The sequence below is a fragment of the Acinetobacter sp. KH_038 genome (assembly GCF_057839405.1).
Genome location: NZ_CM174489.1, coordinates 1,984,531 through 2,004,443 on the forward strand (window position 1 = coordinate 1,984,531; position 19,913 = coordinate 2,004,443).

At 44.1% G+C, this 19,913-nt stretch carries 18 protein-coding genes; 4 read left to right on the forward strand and 14 right to left on the reverse strand.

What is annotated here, in order from left to right; all coding sequences use genetic code 11:
* Positions 1-6 precede the first annotated feature (6 nt).
* Positions 7-1,395, forward strand: coding sequence for an adenylosuccinate lyase (gene purB / locus AC3IT7_RS09310; RefSeq protein WP_489248259.1), 1,389 nt, complete (start codon positions 7-9; stop codon positions 1,393-1,395).
* Between the two features lie 88 nt (positions 1,396-1,483).
* Positions 1,484-2,122 carry a DUF2238 domain-containing protein gene (locus AC3IT7_RS09315; protein WP_489248260.1) on the forward strand — a complete coding sequence of 213 codons (639 nt, stop codon included), beginning with the start codon at positions 1,484-1,486 and terminating at the stop codon, positions 2,120-2,122.
* Positions 2,123-2,192: 70 nt separating this feature from the next.
* On the opposite strand, the gene AC3IT7_RS09320 is transcribed toward AC3IT7_RS09315, so the two are convergent.
* The 11 genes from AC3IT7_RS09320 to AC3IT7_RS09370 all read right to left on the reverse strand — a co-directional run bounded on the left by AC3IT7_RS09320 (position 2,193) and on the right by AC3IT7_RS09370 (position 13,863).
* A complete protein-coding gene (locus AC3IT7_RS09320; protein ID WP_286380273.1) occupies positions 2,193-2,429 on the reverse strand; it encodes a hypothetical protein in 237 nt (78 codons plus the stop codon).
* 27 nt (positions 2,430-2,456) lie between these two features.
* Positions 2,457-2,918 carry a hypothetical protein gene (locus AC3IT7_RS09325; protein WP_489248261.1) on the reverse strand — a complete coding sequence of 154 codons (462 nt, stop codon included), beginning with the start codon at positions 2,916-2,918 and terminating at the stop codon, positions 2,457-2,459.
* A gap of 108 nt (positions 2,919-3,026) precedes the next feature.
* Complete coding sequence (sohB, locus tag AC3IT7_RS09330) at positions 3,027-3,989, reverse strand: protease SohB (protein ID WP_489248262.1); 963 nt, start codon at positions 3,987-3,989, stop codon at positions 3,027-3,029.
* A 150-nt stretch (positions 3,990-4,139) separates the two neighbouring features.
* Positions 4,140-5,054, reverse strand: a complete 915-nt coding sequence (gene pstB / locus AC3IT7_RS09335; RefSeq protein WP_475653917.1) for a phosphate ABC transporter ATP-binding protein PstB — start codon at positions 5,052-5,054, stop codon at positions 4,140-4,142.
* A 14-nt stretch (positions 5,055-5,068) separates the two neighbouring features.
* Positions 5,069-6,460, reverse strand: a complete 1,392-nt coding sequence (gene pstA / locus AC3IT7_RS09340; protein ID WP_475653916.1) for a phosphate ABC transporter permease PstA — start codon at positions 6,458-6,460, stop codon at positions 5,069-5,071.
* Positions 6,460-7,839 (reverse strand): phosphate ABC transporter permease subunit PstC, encoded by a 1,380-nt coding sequence (gene pstC / locus AC3IT7_RS09345; RefSeq protein ID WP_486396590.1) that lies wholly within the window; start codon positions 7,837-7,839, stop codon positions 6,460-6,462. Before pstC ends, pstA begins: the two co-directional genes overlap by 1 nt.
* Before the next feature lie 104 nt (positions 7,840-7,943).
* On the reverse strand, positions 7,944-8,975 hold the full coding sequence (locus tag AC3IT7_RS09350; RefSeq protein WP_475654081.1) for a substrate-binding domain-containing protein: 1,032 nt from the start codon (positions 8,973-8,975) through the stop codon (positions 7,944-7,946).
* Between the two features lie 459 nt (positions 8,976-9,434).
* Complete coding sequence (locus tag AC3IT7_RS09355) at positions 9,435-10,136, reverse strand: MFS transporter (RefSeq protein ID WP_489248263.1); 702 nt, start codon at positions 10,134-10,136, stop codon at positions 9,435-9,437.
* A 10-nt stretch (positions 10,137-10,146) separates the two neighbouring features.
* Positions 10,147-10,782, reverse strand: coding sequence for an MFS transporter (locus tag AC3IT7_RS09360; RefSeq protein WP_489248264.1), 636 nt, complete (start codon positions 10,780-10,782; stop codon positions 10,147-10,149).
* Between the two features lie 171 nt (positions 10,783-10,953).
* Positions 10,954-12,486, reverse strand: a complete 1,533-nt coding sequence (locus AC3IT7_RS09365) for a pyridoxal phosphate-dependent decarboxylase family protein (protein WP_489248265.1) — start codon at positions 12,484-12,486, stop codon at positions 10,954-10,956.
* A gap of 3 nt (positions 12,487-12,489) precedes the next feature.
* Complete coding sequence (locus AC3IT7_RS09370) at positions 12,490-13,863, reverse strand: diaminobutyrate--2-oxoglutarate transaminase (protein ID WP_489248266.1); 1,374 nt, start codon at positions 13,861-13,863, stop codon at positions 12,490-12,492.
* A 476-nt stretch (positions 13,864-14,339) separates the two neighbouring features.
* On the opposite strand from AC3IT7_RS09370, the gene AC3IT7_RS09375 reads away from it, so the two are divergent.
* On the forward strand, positions 14,340-15,044 hold the full coding sequence (locus AC3IT7_RS09375; protein WP_489248267.1) for an SIMPL domain-containing protein: 705 nt from the start codon (positions 14,340-14,342) through the stop codon (positions 15,042-15,044).
* 109 nt (positions 15,045-15,153) lie between these two features.
* Here AC3IT7_RS09375 and proB read toward each other — a convergent pair whose 3' ends face one another.
* Together proB and cgtA are read right to left on the reverse strand one after the other, a co-directional pair.
* On the reverse strand, positions 15,154-16,287 hold the full coding sequence (proB, locus tag AC3IT7_RS09380) for a glutamate 5-kinase (protein ID WP_486396587.1): 1,134 nt from the start codon (positions 16,285-16,287) through the stop codon (positions 15,154-15,156).
* A gap of 26 nt (positions 16,288-16,313) precedes the next feature.
* The gene (gene cgtA, locus AC3IT7_RS09385; protein ID WP_004646519.1) at positions 16,314-17,531 is read right to left on the reverse strand and encodes an Obg family GTPase CgtA; all 1,218 of its coding nucleotides are present in this window, start codon (positions 17,529-17,531) and stop codon (positions 16,314-16,316) included.
* A 265-nt stretch (positions 17,532-17,796) separates the two neighbouring features.
* Between cgtA and AC3IT7_RS09390 the strand changes: the two genes are divergently transcribed.
* Entirely contained in the window at positions 17,797-18,984 is a 1,188-nt protein-coding gene (locus AC3IT7_RS09390) for an MFS transporter (protein ID WP_489248268.1), read from the forward strand.
* Positions 18,985-19,436: 452 nt separating this feature from the next.
* Here the strand turns inward: AC3IT7_RS09390 and AC3IT7_RS09395 are convergent, their stop codons facing one another.
* Positions 19,437-19,868: a hypothetical protein gene (locus AC3IT7_RS09395; RefSeq protein ID WP_489248269.1), complete on the reverse strand. Its 432-nt coding sequence runs from the start codon at positions 19,866-19,868 to the stop codon at positions 19,437-19,439.
* Between the last annotated feature and the right edge of the window lie 45 nt (positions 19,869-19,913).

Consider the following 19,913-nt stretch of genomic DNA (forward strand, 5'->3'; position numbering starts at 1 on the left):
ATCGATATGAACGCTTTAACTGCACTTTCTCCATTAGATGGACGTTATGCGAGCAAATGTGATGCTCTACGTCCCTTTCTTTCCGAGTTTGGTCTCATCCATGCTCGTGTAACTGTTGAAGTGCGTTGGTTACAGGCACTTGCAAACCACCCGGAAATCACTGAAGTTCCGGCATTTTCAAGCGAAACTAATGCAGCGCTTGATGCGATTGTAAGCAATTTCTCTGAAGATGATGCCAATCGCATCAAAGAGATCGAACGCACCACCAACCACGACGTTAAAGCGGTTGAATATTTCCTGAAAGAAAAAATTGCCAATATCGACGAATTGAAAAATGCCGGTGAATTCATTCACTTTGCATGTACTTCTGAAGATATCAACAACCTGTCACATGCCTTAATGCTGAAAAATGGTCGTGATGTGCTGGTTGCATCTATGCAGCAAATCATTGATTCAATCGTTGCGCTTTCTGAAAAGCATGCTGACCAGCCAATGTTGTCTCGTACACATGGTCAAACTGCCAGCCCAACGACTTTGGGTAAAGAAATGGCGAACGTGGCTTACCGCCTTGCACGTCAAATTAAACAGTTCAAAAATGTTGAACTTCTAGGCAAAATCAATGGTGCAGTAGGTAACTACAATGCGCACTACTCTGCTTATCCAGACATCAACTGGCCTGCGCATTCACAAGCATTTGTAGAATCTTTGGGCCTAGATTTTAACCCGTACACCACCCAAATCGAGCCACATGATTACATGGCGGAACTGTTTGATGCGCTACGTCGTTTCAACACTATTCTGATCGATTTTAACCGTGATGTTTGGGGTTATATCTCGCTTGGTTTCTTCAAGCAAAAGCTGAAAGATGGCGAAGTCGGTTCTTCAACCATGCCGCATAAAGTGAACCCGATTGACTTCGAAAACTCTGAAGGTAACTTGGGTCTTGCCAATGCTGTATTGGCTCACTTGGGTGAAAAACTGCCAATTTCTCGCTGGCAGCGTGACCTGACTGACTCTACAGTACTACGTAACATGGGTGTTGGTTTTGCACAAAGCTTAATTGCTTTCGAAGCATGTGCTAAAGGGATCGGCAAACTTGAACTGAATGCTGCACGTATCAATGAAGACTTGGACAATGCGCAAGAAGTATTGGCTGAACCAATTCAAACAGTAATGCGTCGTTACAACGTTGAAAAACCATACGAAAAATTAAAAGCCCTGACTCGTGGTCAAGCCATGACTCGCGACATGATGGTTGATTTTGTAAATGGTAACGAGTTAGAAGCGGTTCCTGCTGCTGATCGTGCGCGTTTAGCAGAAATGACACCTGCTTCTTATACAGGTAATGCTGCTGAACAGGCCAAACAAGTGGCTGAGCTGATCGCTAAAATCTAATTTGCAATAAGACGAAAAGGCGAAGCTCAGGCTTCGCCTTTTTATTTATAATGTCTTTTATTCTAAAAAGATATTTCATAATAACCACATGATTGAACTGCGACTTTCCGCCAAGCATTATGCAAGCCTGGGCATTTTAATTCTGGCGATTCTGCTTGCCAGTATTCGTCCTTTAGAACTGGAAGCGTATCTCTTGCATCAGGCCGGCACGGTTTTCATGATCATCATGCTGCTACTCTGTCTGTATAGAGTTGGGCTAAATTTTTTAAGTTTTAATCTGTATATTCTTTTTTTGATTATTCATGTGATTGCTGCACACTATCTGTATTCCTATGTGCCTTATAACCAGTGGATTGAACAGATTTTTGGTTTTAATCTGAATGAAGCGATGCACTGGTCACGCAATATGTTTGACCGTTTTGTTCATCTGGCCTATGGATTATTACTCTACCCCATTTTCTATCGCCTGTTTCAGGTCTGGTTGCCGCAGCAAAAACCTGTGGTCATTTTCCTGCTGGTGATTCAGTTTGTAGTGGCCAGTAGCATGCTCTATGAATGGCTGGAATGGTTGATCGCGATTGGCTTATCTCCCGAAGAAGCGGAGAAGTATAATGGACAGCAAGGTGATAGCTGGGATGCGCATAAAGATATTCTGCTTGCCACATTAGGCGCGATATTTACCGGTAGTATCCTGCTTTTACAAAAAATAAAAAGCCCACCGAAGTGAACTTTTGAAATCAGAATTTTATTGAATCAAAGTTTGTGATCACACCTTTCATGACATTTATATTTTGCAATTATGGGAGTGGGCAATAGCGCGTCCAGTCATCTTTCATTTTTTGCAATTCACTCCCACTCAACGTTTCGCTGTAATAAATGAAATAGCTTGCATCAGGATATTGGATTTCATGGCGGAACATCATGCCACGCAGTGACACAGATAACTCCTCAGGAAAATCATCCAGATTCAATTCTTCAAACTCATAATTAAAATAACAGTTTTGCGTTGCAAGATATGCTTCAGCTACAGCCATGTTTCTGCTCTAACAGTAAAATATGCTTTATTTTATCTGATTAGCTTCAGCAATGGTCGGCATTTCAGTCGGGTCAATCCATTTAACAAACTTAGACTTTGACAAGTGGGGGTATTTAAACTTATCTAAGTATTCAAAACAGACCTTTTGACCTTTCGGCATTTTCTCAAAATTCTTATCGAAATATAAATAACGACTATACCTGGCACCATTAAAGCGAATGATCACGCTTTCATGCTGAGTTCCACCTCGAGTTTTATATATCTGATACGACTGCACCACACCACATTCTTTCGATGGAGTAACGGGTGGATTATTTGGCTTTAAAACACCATATAATAGAAAAATACATGCACCGGGTAGAAAGCTTAGCCAAAACAAAATTTTCTTTGAATCATCTTTTATGAATTTGGCTTCAGCATAAAGCATAGATAACATCGGAATAAACACGATGCTAAAGAATCCTAATAATAAAATAAACGTGAGCATATGAGCCTAGACTCAACCAAAACACTTCATTTATATCATAATGATTTGATTTCAAAAATAAAAAAGCCCACCAGAGTGAGCTTTTCATATCATTTACAGAGCAATAAATTAAAGTTTCGGATCGCGCATTTGCACCAGATTCGCATTGGCTTTGCTTAAGCTTTCCATGACCTTATTCATTACGGTCGGAACCAGTGAATCCGCAATTTGTGCTGCTTGCAGGCCGAGTTTTTCACCTAAGGTTGGTTTCTTGCGGGTCTGGATCGAATAAACATCATGTTGGGTTAGCAAGTTCAGTAAATATTCATCTGAAGTTTGCAGTTTATCTACCAGATTCAGATCCAGTGCATCACGGCCATACCAGTGCTCGCCAGTGGCCACTTTTTCAACATTCAGCTGTGGGCGATACTTCTCAACAAAGTGTTTGAATAAAGCATGAGTCTGCTGCAATTCTTCCTCAAACTTGGCTTTGCCCTCTTCGGTGTTTTCACCAAACATGGTCACGGTACGTTTATACTGACCTGCGGTATAGAGCTCAAAATCAATCTTGTTTTCTTTGAGCAGACGGTTAAAGTTCGGCACTTGAGCAACTACACCAATTGAACCCACAATCGCAAATGGTGCAGAAATAATTTCATTGGCGATACAGGCCATCATATAACCGCCACTGGCCGCGACTTTATCGACACAGATGGTCAAGTGAAAACCGGCATCACGTAAACGTACCAGTTGAGCAGCAGCCAGACCATAGCCATGCACCATACCACCCGGACTTTCTAAACGCACCACAATACGGTCACGTCCCGCTTTAGCCGTGGATAAGATCAGGGTAATTTCTTCACGTAAACTTTCGACCGCAGAAGCAGCCATATCGCCTTTAAAGTCCAAGACATAGATTTTTTGATTGGTTTTCTTACGGGCACGTGCTTCTTTAGACAGCTGCTGTGACAGCTGTAACAGCTCGAATTTAGATGCAGTCGTTTGCGCTATTTTTTTTCGTTGTTCATTGATACGCGCATTTAAATGACTGATACGGATTTCAGCGGGCAGTTTCGGACTATGAAATAACATAAAAAATCTATTCTCTATTTAATTCGGCTTATACCCTTAGATTAGGTCAATTTCGGCTTTTTTCAACTTTATTTCGCGAATTATTACGATTATCACCATCTACTTCATCTATAAAAAAAGAGCCTTGCGGCTCTTTTTTTATATTTAGGATTAACCAAAACGCCCGGTAATATAGGCTTCAGTCAACTGATGATCTGGCTGGGTAAAGACTTTTTCGGTCGCATTCACTTCAATCAAATCACCCAGATGGAAATATGCAGTACGATCAGAGACACGCGCTGCCTGTTGCATGGAGTGCGTTACAATCGCAATGGTGTATTGCGTTGAAAGTTCAGAAATCAGCTCTTCCACTTTTGCTGTTGCAATTGGATCGAGTGCAGAACATGGCTCATCCATCAGAATCACTTCAGGAGAAACGGCAATGGTACGTGCAATACACAAACGCTGTTGCTGACCACCCGACAAGCCTGTACCCGGCTGGTTCAAACGATCTTTCACTTCTTCCCATAAACCGGCTTTACGTAAACTACCTTCGACAATTTCTTCAAGATCGTATTTATCACGCGCCAAGCCATGCAGTTTCGGGCCATAGGCAACGTTATCAAAAATAGACTTTGGAAACGGGTTTGGCTTCTGGAATACCATACCCACCTGAGCACGTAGCAAGACCACATCCAGGTTTGGATCATAAATGTCCTGATTGTCCAGCATGACTTTACCGGTCACACGACAACTGTCAATGGTGTCGTTCATGCGGTTCAAGGTACGCAGAAAGGTTGATTTACCACAGCCTGATGGGCCAATAAAGGCAATCACTTCATTTTCATAAATGTTCAGGTCAATGCCTTTAATCGCTTCCGCTTCCCCATAGTACACATGCACATCAGATGTACTCAGTTTCACATTCGTCGACTTCGCATCTTTTTTGCTGCTACTTTGCGTATCGAATTGGGAGATAAACGACGTTGCTGGTTTTTGTGTAGCTTCATCACTGGTGAATTGTGTCTGTTGTGGATTCACGGATTGATCCTTTTTTAAGGAGTTTTGAATAACAGTTGTGTTCATGATTCTGCCCCTTCTTACCAACGGACTTCAAATTTTTTACGTAACCAGATGGCCAGACTGTTCAAGCTGATCATCATGGCCAGAAGTACAATAATTGCTGCGGCGGTACGTCCTTCAAAGAAGTTACGCAACTCATTGCCCTGCCACAAGAAAATCTGTACAGGTAATGCGGTCGCCTGATCAAATGGCGTGGCCGGAACGCTGGCAACAAAAGCACTCATCCCGATTAATAACAAGGGTGCAGTTTCGCCCAAAGCTTGTGCGACCCCGATAATGGCACCGGTTAAAATACCCGGCAAAGCCAACGGCAAAACATGATGGAAAACCGTTTGCAGTCGTGAAGCACCCAAGCCCAAAGCTGCCTGGCGAATTGAAGGTGGAACCGCTTTAAGTGATGCACGTGTGGTAATGATCACAGTCGGCAAGGTCATCAGACTCAGAACTAAACCGCCCACCAAAGGTGCCGACAGTGGCATATGCATCCAGCCAATAAAGATCGCGGCACCCAGTAAACCGAATACAATCGATGGGACTGCTGCCAGGTTGTTGATATTGACTTCGACAACATCAGTAATCCAGTTCTTCGGTGCAAACTCTTCCAGATAGATAGCAGATGCCACCCCGATTGGAATCGAGATAAAGATCACGATCATCATCATGAACAGTGAGCCCATGAAGGCGCCTGCCAGACCTGAAGTTGCCGGTGAACTGCGTGAGTCAGGGCTGGTAAAAATATTAGTATTGAAACTATTTTCAATGATTCCAGAAGCTTTCATCTCGTCCGCCACCTGACGTACTTCAGGACTCAGCTGCTGCTGTTCATCTGGAAGATCCCGGTCAATATTCCCCGCCAGCCAGACATCGACATTGGCATCAGCCAGAATTTTAACTTCCTTGCTCTGACCGACCAGACTCGGATCATTCATCACCATGTCACGTAAGCGATAAGCTTCAGAACTGGTATATAAATAACCCAGCGCATCACGCTGGCTTTCCAGCTTGCTGTCTTTCGCAATCATGCCGTTGATAATCAAGGCATCCCAGTCCACCATGCCGACATCCATTTGCCAGGCAATCATACGCTCCTGGAACTGCGCCGGAGACTCTCCAGCAGCTGGCTTGGGTTTTGGACCAATATCGACAATGGCAGGATCGAAATGAATCGGCACACTCATACTGCTTTGCCAGAAGGCAGGCAAACCTTTGGATAAAATACTACCGAACAGCAATACCACAAAGAACAGACCGGCCAATACTGCAGAGAAACCAAATAGACGGAACGTTTTCTCTTTACGATGACGTCGTCCCAGCGAGCTTTGAATGGTCTTCTTACGCTTTTCACGCAGCTCGGCAGCGATGGATGGATCAATACGCTGATCCACAGGCGTTGTATTTGAAGTACTCATTAGTCGTATTGCTCACGATATTTACGCACGATGATCAGTGCAACAATGTTCAAACCTAGGGTAATCACAAACAGGGTAAGACCCAGGGCAAAAGCCACCAGTGCTTGCGGACTGGCAAAGTCAGTATCGCCGGTTAATTGATTGACGATAGTGATTGTGACCGTAGACACGGCTTCAAGTGGATTGGCATGCAGCTGCGGACTGTTCCCGGCTGCAAGAACCACAATCATGGTTTCACCAATCGCACGCGAAGCTGCCAGCAGGAATGCACCAATAATACCGGGCAAGGCAGCAGGTAAAACCACCTGACGGATCGTTTCAGATTTGGTCGCACCCAAGCCTAGTGAACCATCACGTAGGGCACGTGGCACCTGTGTAATAATGTCATCTGACAGCGAAGATACAAATGGAATAATCATGATGCCCATCACCAGACCCGCAGTCAGTGCGCTGGTGGCATTAATCTCGAGTCCCACCATGGCACCCATGGCTTTTAGAAATGGACCGATGATCATCAAGGCAAATACACCATAGACAATCGTAGGAATACCGGCCAATACTTCAATGGTTGGTTTGGCCCAGGAACGGAAGCGCGGTGAAGCATATTCTGCCAGATAAATCGCGATCATCAGGCCGACCGGTACGGCAACCAGAAGTGCGATCGTGCTGACCATGAGTGTGCCCCAGAGCAATGGCAATAAACCATAACTGCCCTCGGCATTACCAGAAGTACTAAAGCCCGGGTTCCACTCGGTGCCAAAGAAGAAGTCCAGTGGACTGACGAAACTGAAGAAGCGCATCGCCTCGCCAAACATCGACATGACAATCCCGAGGGTGGTCAGAATCGCCACACCTGAACACAGTGCCAGGCCGATATTAATCATTTTCTCGACTTGGTTACGTGCGCGGAATTCCTGGCTAATACGTTTTTTGGCCCAGACCAGTCCGGCCAGTGCAGCCGAAATCACCACTGCGAGCTTGGCAAAAGTGCCGATGGTCGAAAACTTCGCCAGCTGCTCGGCAGCGGCCAGTTCATAGGCTGCAGGTGTATCACTGACACCGAAACCTGATGCAAGTGCCTGAACGCGATCAACCACAACGCCCAGACTTGCCTGATCCAGACTGGCCGAAATATCCTGCGGCAAATGGTTGAGTACCACCTGCTCCAGAAAACTTGGCTCAACTATATTCCAAACAATCAAAATTAAAAACGCAGGGATACCACACCACAGTGCAACCAGTGCACCGTAATATCCGGGACGCGAGTGTAGGTTTGCAGAATTGCTTCCCTTACCTGCTAAGCTACGGCTTTTACTTAATCCGATTTGATAGGCTATGGCCATGATGGCCAATAACACACCTATAAGTAGCAGATTCATGTATTCTCCACTGTTTTCTCAATTTTCATGGTTTGAAAAAACTTATTTATCGCAAAAAGCCGATGGTAGGTTGACCCTACCATCAGCGATTTCAAAATCATCGATTACTTTACAACAACCGCTTTACCAGCCTTGAAATTTGCAAGGACTGCTGCACGCTCTTTATCAGACATTGAAATCAGACCGGCTTTTTCCAGTTTAGAACCCTTACCAGACACTTTCTTGCTCAGGAAGTATTCAGTGAACTGTGGCAAGCCTTTGATCGATTTCAAGTGTTCGCCTTTCACGTAGAAGAACAATGGACGTGATACCGGATAAGCACCGTTCAAAATCGTCTTCTCAGAAGGCGCTACATTGTTTACTGTGGCAACACGCAAGCGGTCACGGTTCTGGTCATAGAAGCCCAGGCCAAACACACCGACTGCACTTGGTGATGTTTTTAAACGTGCCAGTGTTTCGGTATAGTCACCTGAAATTTCAACTACACGGCCATCTTTACGGAAATTGGTACAGGCTTTTTTCTTGGCATCTTTGTCTAGAGACTTAATTGCAGCATACGATTCACAACCTGCATCCACCATTTTCTCCTGGAACACTTCGCGCGTACCATGATTCGAAGCAGGAATCACCAGTGTGATCGGCTCATTCGGAAGTGCTTTATCGATTTGGTTCCAGCGTGTATACGGGTTTGCTACCATTTTTCCATTTGATGGAAGTTGTGCAGCAAGTGCAGCGAAGACATGTTGCGGACGTAACTTGTAAGCTGCTTTGTTGGCATTTGACGCAAATACGATACCGTCATAACCGATTTTAATTTCTAATACCTGATTCACGCCGTTCTTTTTACATTCAGCCAACTCGGTAGATTTGATTTGACGAGAAGAGTTAGCGATATCAATAGTGTTATCGCCCACGCCATTACAGAACTGCTTCAAACCGCCTGAAGAACCGCCTGAACCGACAACAGGAGTTTTAAATTGTGGGAAGGTATTACCAAATTCTTCTGCGACGATACTGGCATATGGCAGTACAGTCGATGAACCTGCAATTTGAATTGTGTCACGAGCTGCGTGTGCGGTGGTTACAGCAGTTGCCCCGGTTACTGCTAATGCTAATGCTATATTTGTAAAGCGCATTCTAGTATCTCTCTCATTTATGCAAATTTGGAGTACGCCACTTTTTATTCAGTTTTGTACTTATTTCGATACCTGCATTTTGATTTTAGAATATGACAAATAAGTTACAGCTTTATTACGATTTAGTGATTTTTAATCTGGCAGTCTTATCCCTAAAAAATATCCATACATTTCAATAATTAAAATATTTCTATCACTTTTATGCGGCAAAAAATCAGCTCAGCAATATGTAACACTTTTTGTAAAACTGGATCCCGGACAAATCTTGCTCCCCAGCTTTGCATAAACAGATGACAATTTTATAACAGGCTAAAATAGATCAAGATATTCGGTATTTTTCTGATGATTGTGTAGCTAGAAATTGTCCGTTTTATAACTCAAAAATAAAAAAAGCAGATCATTGCGATCTCCTTTTGAGTTGTTAAATATAAAACTTGAATCGAGCTGACTGACAAAAGATCAGGCAGTTGTTTGAGCTTGTGACATCCGATACTTAATCAGGAATACGCAGCACAGCGCCAATAACAAAGGTATGCCGAGCGCATAAAAATAACCTGAAACACCATATTGAGTGACGACCAGACCACCAATGGCCGAGCCTAAAATCGCCCCCATACGTCCCATGCCAATTGCCCATCCAGTTGCGGTTGCACGAACCTGAGTGGGATATGCAGCAACCACCAAGTAATTTAAAGCCAACTGCTGACCGCCAATTCCAAATCCTGCCAAAGCAATCAAAGCGAAGATATAAGCCCATTGACTGCTTTCAATAAGCAGACCTAAACCCGCCACAATCATTAACCCTGTAACCAGCATAAAACTCAGAATTTTAGCGGTGTTTAATTTAGGCAACCAATACGCCAGTGGCAAGGCAAACAAGATAAAGGCAGCATTTACCGTAACAGACGCATAAGGTGCATTTTCCGCTGCCAGTCCGGCCTGTTTCAACACCGTCGGCAACCACGACAACAACATGAACCAGGCAATCCAGTTAAAGAAATAGGTGCCCCAGACGCCCAGAGTGGTACGTGCTAAATTATCTTGAAACAAGATGCTTAACTTGGCTTTTTGTTCTGTCTTGATCGGTGCAGGCAGATCTTGCGCGTGAATAACCCCAGTTGCTGGAGAAATTCTATTGAGAATTTTCTGAATCGAGGACAAAGAAGAACTTTTATTGTTTTGGGCCAGATATTCTAGAGATTCTAGGCAACAAGAAATACAAGACAAACACTAGCAGCAATGGCAATCCGCCACCAATCAGATAAATCCCTTGCCAGCCCAGCACGGGTAAAATCTTGGCAGCCAGCAGACCACCCAACATTGCCCCTGCTGGTAATGCCAGCAACACACCTGTCGTGACTACACCCTTGAAACGTTGCGGAGAATATTCGGCAGCCAAGGCAAGTAATACAGGTGTCGCCCCGCCCATCCCCAATCCGGCAATAAATCTCAATACTAATATTTGATCAACATTTGTCGCATACGCAATCAACAAGGTTGCTATAGAAAAAATGGCCGTACACATAATTAGGGTTTTTCGACGTCCTAATTTGTCTCCCACCAAACCCAACAACATTGCACCTATGGTCATTCCAATGATGCCTGCCGTTAAAATGGGGGCTAATGCACCAGTTTCCAAATCAAAGTGTATGAGTAAGGCAGGTGCGGTAAATGCAACAGCTTGAGTATCGAAACCATCAAATAATGCAATCAGGAAACAAAGTGCTATCACCATCCACTGATATCTGGAAATGCCTTGATCAATCACGGTTTTAATCAGTGATTTTTCTTGTATATTTTGCTGCATATCCTTAAGTTTTCCAGTTTATTTTGAACAGCTTATAATTTTGAAAAAAATGCAGCAAAGACTTAAAAGGTATATTTATATATTGCAGCAAGCCTGCTCAGTGCAGTCAAAACTAAAATTCAGGCATCAAAAAGGAGATCGTGTCGATCTCCTTTTTCTTACCATAAGCGCTTAAGCGATTGGTGGTGTATAACTACCATCAGCGATTGAAGCCTTGATACGATCTGCTTCTGCCAGCACCAATGCCAGCAAGTTCTTCACATTATCAAGTGTTGCAACCGGACTTAAAGTCGTCATTTTCAATGATTGAACCTGACCTACTTTGGTCACACCAATATTCGCTTCACCACGTGCAAACAGTTCATCTGCAACGTTCTGGTTCAGTGTATCGAGCAATTCAACCGGATAACCCGCTGGAACTACACGGAACAAGACAGATGCGAATTGCGGCTCAAGCAGCAGTTCCAGACCGTCAGTCGCTTTAATGTAGTCTGCCACATCACGGGTTAATTTCACGCCATGATCGATCATTGAACCATAAAGCTCTTCGCCCAGTGCTTCAACCGTCATCCACAATTTTAACGCATCAAAACGACGTGTTGTTTGTAGTGATTTCGATACCAGGTTCGGCACACCATGTTCTTCATCATAAGCAGAGTTTAAGTACTCTGCTTCATAATGCATGAAACGATAGTTGGCTTCATCTTTCAGCAAGAATGCGCCACAAGAAATCGTCTGGAAGTAATGCTTATGGAAATCTAGCGTGATTGAGTCAGAAAGCTCGATACCATCCAACATGTCACGGTGATCATTCGACAGAATTAAAGCACCGCCCCATGCCGCATCGATATGCATCCACGCGCCATATTTGTTGGTGATTTCACGTACTTTATGCAGTGGATCGATTGCACCGGCATCGGTTGTACCCGCAGTTGCAACCACACATGCCACAATTTTACCTTCAGATTGAAGGTGCGCCATGGTTTTCTCAAGTGCGTCCATGTCCATGCGAGCGTTTTCGTCCACAGGAACAGTAACGACCGACTGGAAGCCCATGCCCATCATCGCCATGTTCTTTTGCACAGAGAAATGCGCATTTTCAGAACAGATGACTTTGACATTACGCATCGCATCCGCAGGGATACCATCACGCTGAACCGACCACGGATTGCCGTTTTCGTCTTTCCAGTTTTTCGCGATGCATGCATCACGCGCAAGCAAGACGCCCATCAAGTTCGATTGCGTACCGCCAGAGGTGAATACACCTGCCTGACCTGCACCATAGCCCACTTTTTGGCGAAGCCAGTCAATCAGCTGGACTTCCATCAGTGAACCTGCCGGGCTTTGATCCCAAGAGTCCATTGACTGGTTGGTTGCGTTAATTAGTACTTCTGCAATCTGGCTGGTCACCATGGTTGGGCAATGCAAATGCGCAAGCGAGTGCGGATGATGAACTTTTAAGCTCTTGTTGAGGAACAACTCAACCATACGCTCTAAAGATTTCTCTACACCCAAACCCTGTTTAGAAGGGTTAAAAGCAATGGCGCTACGCAGCTCGTTAATGCTGCCACCGGTGTACATTTTGTCGTTCTGCAACCATGCTGCAACCGCTTTGGTCGCTTGATCCATAGCTGACTGATAGTCAGCGATGGATGCAGCATCATTACAAAGTAAAGCTTTACGATGTTCTGCAAAATCTACCATAAATTATGCGCCTCGAACTGCAACAAGCGCTTCAGCAACTGCTTTCTTAAAGCGAGCAATCACTTCAACACATTCGTCATGCGTGATGATCAATGGGCAAAGTAAACGAATCACTGTACCGTTACGACCGCCTTTCTCAAGCAACAATTTATTGTTGAAACATGCGGTCTGGATCGCTGCAGCCAATTGGCCATCCGCAGGTAAAGAACCCATATGATCCGCCTTTTGGCGCTCGTCGACAATTTCAACACCGATCATCAGACCACGGCCGCGCACGTTACCGATACATGGGAACTCGGCAGCTAATTTTTTAATTTCAGCTTGCAGGAAATCACCGCGTTTTTGCGCATTTTGTGCAAGGTTTTGTTCTTTAATGGTGTTGATCGTTGCCAGACCTGTACCCATTGCCAACTGGTTACCACGGAAAGTACCGGTATGACCAGCAGGTTGCCAAGCATCAAACTTACGCTTGATACCCAGTACTGCAAGCGGCAAGCTACCACCTACAGCTTTAGACATTACCACTACATCAGGTTCGATACCCGCATGTTCAAAGGCAAACATTTTACCTGAACGCGCAAAGCCCGCTTGAACTTCGTCAAGAATCAATACGATGTTGTGCTTTTCAGTCACTTCACGGATTTTCTTCAACCATTTCACAGGCGCTGTAACCACACCGCCTTCACCCTGAATCGCTTCAAGAATGACAGCTGCTGGCTTCGTTACACCGCTTTCAACGTCTTCGATGAAGTTTTCAAAGAAATACGTCAATGCATCAACGCCCGCTTCGCCGCCAAGACCCAATGGGCAACGGTATTCATGCGGATATGGCATGAATTGAACGCCTGGCATCAAGCCATTCACGGCATTCTTCGCAGACAGGTTACCTGTCATGGCCAATGCACCATGCGTCATACCGTGATAGCCACCAGAGAAGCTAATCACTGAGCTACGACCGGTAAAGGTTTTCGCAAGTTTGATCGCTGCTTCTGTTGCATCTGCGCCCGACGGACCACAGAACTGCAAGCAGTACTCTTCTTGACCACCTGGAAGATAAGAAAGAAGTGCTTCAGTAAAAGCATCTTTTAAAGGCGTAGTTAAATCCAGCGTATGCAGGGGCAAACCGCTTGCAATTGTGTCCTGGATACTTTGAATGACCGCAGGATGATTATGGCCTAATGCCAACGTCCCTGCCCCAGCTAAACAATCAAGGTACTCAGTACCTTCAACATCGGTAACCCAGCACCCTTGTGCTTTCGCTATCGCTAACGGTAATTTACGTGGATAACTACGCACATTCGATTCCATCTGACTTTGGCGAGTCAAGTAGTATTCGTTTGTGGAATTGGTGGCAGGGTTTACAGAAGTAACGCTCATATCGAATTACCATCTCTGATATGGGTGAAAGAAATAAGTCTGGTGACGTTTGGTCCTTTGACTCGGCGCTTTATAAAGAGGTTCTAGCTAGCAGTATGTATTTAAATAACTAGGAGGCGGATGATACCGAATTTTTCAGGAAAATAAACAACTTTCAGTCGCATTTTGTCCTAATTTTTATCGAAAAAAAACATCATGCCAACGCATCCCCTGAATTATCATCTTACAGTGTGACAGCAGAAAGAAAAGCGTGTTCTTTTATACTTTTTTGTAGCCTGAGGTACATTCAGGCAATAAATCCTAAAATATTCGAATAAACCTCTAATTATTAATGATAAATATAAATCAAGTAATCGCGTAAATTTAAAGAAAATTTAACATTCTTACCACAAATATTTCGCAAGAAGATCACAATTGAGATTTAATATTTTAACAACGGCTTAGATAGCCAATTTTAAGAAAAACAGGACAATTTCATGCGTCTCTTAGCACTTACCAGTTTTATCCTTGCATCTACTTTAGCCACAGGCGCATTTGCAGCTCCGGCTGAAACGCTGAATTATAATGTTGTGAACCTTTCAGCAGAGGCCAGCCGTGAAATCTCAAATGATGAAATGCATGCGGTGCTTTATATTGAAAAATCCAACAAACAACCGGCTGAACTGGCCACGCAAATTAACCAGCTAATGAATCAGGCGATTGCCACAGCGCGCAAATATCCAACTGTGAAAATCGAAACCGGAGCACAAACGACTTATCCTATTTATGACAATGACAACCGCAAGTTAAAAGAATGGCGTGGGCGTGCCCAGATTCGTCTGGAATCTAAAGATTTTAAAGCGACTTCTCAACTGATCGCCGAGTTACAGCAACATTTCCAGACCCAGTCGATTAACTTCAAAGTTTCAGATGAAAAGCGTAAAAAAGTTGAAAGCGAGCTAATGATTGAAGCCTCTAAAAACTTCCAGCAGCGTGCACAAGCCCTGACTCAAACCTGGAACAAACCGGGTTATCAACTGGTAAATCTCAACCTGAATACCAATAGCTACTCACCGCAGCCAGTACCGCGCATGGCCATGATGAAAGCCGCATCAGCCGATATGGCCGTTCCAGAGCAGGAAGTTGCCGCGGGGGAATCGCAGATGACGGTGAGTGCCAATGGTGCGATTCAATTTAAATAATTAAAGTTAGCTCTCCCCTGAGCAGAGAGCCTGGGAGAGATCAGACAACTTCTCCTATAAGAAATCCCGCTCGAAAGCGGGATTTTTTGAATCTCTAAACCTGAATCACTTAATAAATCGCCATATGATTGCGGTGAATCATCTCAAGTGAACGTGCCTCACCTAAAACCTGATGCACTTTATCAGATGCAAGTCCACGTACAATATCTGCCGACCGTGAACTAAAGTTAACACGCCCAACTGCAATCCGGTGACCCTGTATATCGACACATTCCACCACATCACCGCGTTCAAAATGCCCTTCAACCGCTTTCACACCGACGGGCAACAAGCTGCGATGATTGTCTTTGATGGCCTTAACCGCACCATCATCAATCACCAGACGGCCTGCGGTTTGCAGGTGTGCTGCCAACCATTGTTGATGCGCGGTCATTCGATCCTTGTCAGTCACAAACAAAGTGCCTAACAATTCACCAGACATTAGCCGTGAAAGCACCGCATCACTGTCACCACTTGCAATCAAGGTCGGACAACCCGACTTTGCCGCCAGACGTGCAGCACGAACTTTGGTCAGCATACCGCCACGACCAAATTTACCGCCACCGCCTGCCATGTCAAACAGGCTTTCATCCATTGCACGTACCGTATGGAACAGTTTGGCATCTGGATTAGAACGCGGATCTGAGTCAAACATCCCTTCCTGATCGGTTAAGATAATCAGAAGATCTGCATGCACCTGACCTGCAACCATGGCAGCCAGGGTGTCGTTATCACCAAAGCGGATTTCATCGGTAGAAACCGTATCATTTTCATTGATCACCGGAATCACGCGCCAGTCAATCAGGTTCTGCAAGGCATCACATGAATTGAGATAACGGCGACGGTCTGCCAGATCATCATGGGTTAATAATACCTGCGCAGTCTGAATCTGGTGTTTCTCCAGTACGCTTGACCAGGTATGAATCAGGCCCATCTGACCGATGGCAGCACAAGCCTGAAGACTGGGTAGATCGGTGGGTCGATTCTCAAGTTTCATTCGCACCATACCTTCAGCCACAGCACCGGAAGACACCAGAATAATCTCGTGTCCTGCATTGTGTAGATCTGCGATTTGTCCCGCCCAATGCGAGATGGCATCTAAATCTAGACCTTGTCCGTTTGCTGTGAGTAAAGATGATCCGATTTTAACAACGATTCGTTTACAACCCTGGAGCTGACGCTGCCCATCTACCACTTCTATCATCTTGTCCTCAGACTCTTTTTCAGAGATTAGCGTACGTAGTACACTTCCACATCACTATCATCATCGCCATCTTCATCATCTTCGTCATCGCCCAGAATACCGGCAAGACGTTGCTGACGACGCATCTCACGATACGCTTCTTTTGCAGCGATGGTTTGTTCACGTGTTTCAGCTTCAAGCTGATCACGGAATGCTTTCATTTCTGCTGCATATTCTTGATCTTCAGCTTCGCGTTCACGCTGCTCTTCGATCTGATCCATCAGGTAGTAAACGACGTCTTTGGTGCCTTCGGCGGTTAAGCCAGAAGTTTCAAAAACCGGACCTTCCCACTGCAATTCTTCAAGAATATGAGTACACCATTCTTCACGTGTTTCTTCAGCCAATTGATCGACTTTGTTCAGCACCAGTACGATCGGCAGTTTTGAAAGTGTCGGAGAGAAGTTTTCTAACTCTTTCATAATTGCTTTGGCATTGTGGGCCGGATCTGAGCCATCAATCGGTTGTACGTCAACGATGTGCAACAGGATACGGGTACGTGCCAAGTGTTTCAGGAAGCGGATACCCAGACCTGCGCCCTCAGATGCACCTTCGATCAGACCCGGAATATCGGCCATCACGAATGAACGGTGACTGTCGGCATCGACCACACCCAGATTTGGCACCATGGTGGTGAATGGATAGTCTGCAACTTTCGGTTTTGCCGCAGATACTGCACGAATGAAGGTTGATTTACCCGCATTTGGCATACCCAGCAAGCCCACATCGGCCAGAACTTTCAGTTCCAGACGGATTTCACGGAATTCACCTTTTTGACCATGCGTACACTTACGTGGTGAACGGTTGGTCGATGATTTAAAGTGCGTATTTCCTAAACCACCGTCACCACCTGCTGCCACTTTCACGCGTTGACCGTCTTCGATCAAATCGCCAATAATGTCACCAGATTCAACATCTACAATTGTTGTTCCTACCGGAACTTTTAATACGGTGTCTTCACCGCCACGACCAGCACAGTTCGCCCCACGGCCATTCTTTGCTCGTTCTGCACGATATTTACGTGTATAACGATAATCAACTAGCGTACTGGTATCGTCGTCAGCCTGAATATAAATGCTGCCGCCACGACCACCATCACCACCATCTGGACCACCAAACGGCACGAATTTTTCACGGCGAAAACTGGCTACGCCATTGCCACCGTCGCCAGCCTCTACGGTAATGACTGCTTCATCAACAAAGCGCATATTGCCAATCCTCTAAAAACTTTAAAACCCCATATTCTGCCATATTTTAAAGAATTTCTCGACTATATTTATACGCTATTCCATCAAGATCGCTTATTTACTTCGCCAAGTTTATTTAGCAGCAATCAATTTTTTATAAGTTCAAGAACTGCGTCTTATGTTTTTGTTTTAATATACTTTTCAATGATCGTCTGATTGTTTTTAATTATTTCTGCTTTACTACACAACTGCCTATAGTGCACACAATCTCAAAAGAGTCGAGCATATGAGCAATTCAGAAAGGCAAGCTGTCAGTCCATTGTCATCACAATTTGTATTATTGATGGCAATTGCCTGTGGCTTATGTGCAGGATCTGCCTATTTTAACCAGCCCCTGATCTATTCAATCGAAAGAAGTTTGAATGTCAGTACCAGTCAGGCCGGTTTTGCCGTAGTGATTGCACAGATTGGCTATGTTTTGGGTTTAATGCTCTTGGTGCCATTGGGTGATTTTCTGAATAAACGCAAGCTGATTGTCAGCCTGATGGTTTTTGCAGCCATTTCGCAGATTCTGCTTTCATTCAGCACGACTTTATCAACGCTGTATCTGTTTACCTTGTGTGCGACTTTTGGCGCAATCTCAGCGCAGGTTCTGATTCCTTTTGCTTCTACCATTAGCCCACCAGAATATAGCGCAGCAACTGTCGGAAAACTCATGAGTGGTCTGGTCATGGGAATTATCCTGTCACGTACCTTTGCCGGCTTTGTTTCCACTTACTGGTCCTGGGAGGGCGTGTACTTATCTAGCGGCGTCATTACCTTGCTCTTTGCAGCCCTGATGTGGAAAAAACTGCCAGATACTCAAGCACAGGCCGGCTTAACGATTGGCGATATTTACCGTTCTTTATTAAACATTGCCTTTCAAAATCCACATTTAATCCGTCGCGCCTGTGCGGGTGCCTTGGGCTTTGGTATTTTGTCGATGGTCTTTACCTCGATGACTTTTGTCTTGGGTAGCGCCCCTTATCATTTCACCGACTTTGAAATCGGCCTGTTTGGCTTACTCGGGATCATCGGGATTTATTCATCGAGCTGGTCCGGCAAAACGGTAGGACTAGGCAGAGAAAATCTGGTTGCCAAACTGTGTATTGCCTTGATGTTTGGCTCAACATTGCCCTTATATTTTGCCCAGCAGAATATTGTGATCTATGCGATTGGTGTGCTGATGGCCTACTTTGGTCTGACCGCTTTCCATGTATTGAACCAGAATCTGGTTTATCGGATTGATTTAAAATCGCGTTCACGGATTAATGCGGTCTATATGACGATTTATTTCTCTGGTGCTGCTTTGGGTTCCTTGGGGACAGTCTATGCCTGGGAGCACTTTGAATGGATTGGTTGCGTGATCCTTGGCTTTATTTTTTCGGTAGGGATTTTGCTGATTGATCGATGGGATTTTAGGAAGATGAAATAGTTTTATATCTAATAAATAATCAACTTCTTTCATAAGTCAGAGAATACTCTATATTAAATTTTTAAAATCAGCACTGCCTCACATTGCATTTATTTTGATACCTTTGAGTGGGCAATTGCTCTACTTTTGAAAGGCCAAAAGTAGCAAAAACCTTTTGTTTCCCATACACAACATCCTTGTTGTGATGGGAAACATGTGGCATCCCTGCCACACTCATGAAGCAAATACCAACTCAAATTTATTGTTTATATTAGATATATAATTTACTTATAGTCATTAAAAAGAAATTCCCTCTCCTTGTAGGAGAGGGCTAGGGAGAGGTTGTTTCTAAGAATTACCCTCATCCTAACCTTCTCCCAGAGGGAGAAGGAACTTCCAAACTTCATTAAATATGAATGTAACGATCATTTTTTGATTTATGAAAGATATCTTATGAAAGGAATTTAATAAATTTATTTTTGGTGTTTAAAATATGCCATAAGTAAGTATTTAGCTTCTTTAATTACTTCACGCATTACCTCAACTATGAAAGGAAAATCATTATCTAGAATGATATTTTCAAACTCAGCTCCTTCAAATTTTTCTAATGTCTTATATACTCTTGTAATCTCATCTTTTAGCTCTAATAGCTCATCATGCTTATTAGAGGTAAGTTCATAAAAAAACTGGGCTTTCGATCTTACTTTTAAAGCTATATTCTTAAGATTTTCGAGTTCTACTATAGCTCTTCTTTGGTTCATAATTGCACTATGAATTTCTAAGCATTGACTATCATAATCATTTATTAACATTAATAATGATTGAGCCTCATTAGCTATTACTTCACTACTTTTCTGAGTCTTCCATTCCTTTGAAATCAGCCCTGCCGCTATAAGCGCAGCCATTGCCCCCAGTCTCAATTAGATATATTCATTTACTGTCTCTTCTAA

Bases quoted from the DNA above. Each gene is read 5' to 3' on its own strand.
- purB (WP_489248259.1), top strand. From the start codon at position 7: ATGAACGCTTTAACTGCACTTTCTCCATTAGATGGACGTTATGCGAGC.
- AC3IT7_RS09315 (WP_489248260.1), top strand. From the start codon at position 1,484: ATGATTGAACTGCGACTTTCCGCCAAGCATTATGCAAGCCTGGGCATT.
- AC3IT7_RS09320 (WP_286380273.1), bottom strand. From the start codon at position 2,429: ATGGCTGTAGCTGAAGCATATCTTGCAACGCAAAACTGTTATTTTAAT.
- AC3IT7_RS09325 (WP_489248261.1), bottom strand. From the start codon at position 2,918: ATGCTCACGTTTATTTTATTATTAGGATTCTTTAGCATCGTGTTTATT.
- sohB (WP_489248262.1), bottom strand. From the start codon at position 3,989: ATGTTATTTCATAGTCCGAAACTGCCCGCTGAAATCCGTATCAGTCAT.
- pstB (WP_475653917.1), bottom strand. From the start codon at position 5,054: ATGAACACAACTGTTATTCAAAACTCCTTAAAAAAGGATCAATCCGTG.
- pstA (WP_475653916.1), bottom strand. From the start codon at position 6,460: ATGAGTACTTCAAATACAACGCCTGTGGATCAGCGTATTGATCCATCC.
- pstC (WP_486396590.1), bottom strand. From the start codon at position 7,839: ATGAATCTGCTACTTATAGGTGTGTTATTGGCCATCATGGCCATAGCC.
- AC3IT7_RS09350 (WP_475654081.1), bottom strand. From the start codon at position 8,975: ATGCGCTTTACAAATATAGCATTAGCATTAGCAGTAACCGGGGCAACT.
- AC3IT7_RS09360 (WP_489248264.1), bottom strand. From the start codon at position 10,782: ATGCAGCAAAATATACAAGAAAAATCACTGATTAAAACCGTGATTGAT.
- AC3IT7_RS09365 (WP_489248265.1), bottom strand. From the start codon at position 12,486: ATGGTAGATTTTGCAGAACATCGTAAAGCTTTACTTTGTAATGATGCT.
- AC3IT7_RS09370 (WP_489248266.1), bottom strand. From the start codon at position 13,863: ATGAGCGTTACTTCTGTAAACCCTGCCACCAATTCCACAAACGAATAC.
- AC3IT7_RS09375 (WP_489248267.1), top strand. From the start codon at position 14,340: ATGCGTCTCTTAGCACTTACCAGTTTTATCCTTGCATCTACTTTAGCC.
- proB (WP_486396587.1), bottom strand. From the start codon at position 16,287: ATGATAGAAGTGGTAGATGGGCAGCGTCAGCTCCAGGGTTGTAAACGA.
- cgtA (WP_004646519.1), bottom strand. From the start codon at position 17,531: ATGCGCTTTGTTGATGAAGCAGTCATTACCGTAGAGGCTGGCGACGGT.
- AC3IT7_RS09390 (WP_489248268.1), top strand. From the start codon at position 17,797: ATGAGCAATTCAGAAAGGCAAGCTGTCAGTCCATTGTCATCACAATTT.
- AC3IT7_RS09395 (WP_489248269.1), bottom strand. From the start codon at position 19,868: ATGGCTGCGCTTATAGCGGCAGGGCTGATTTCAAAGGAATGGAAGACT.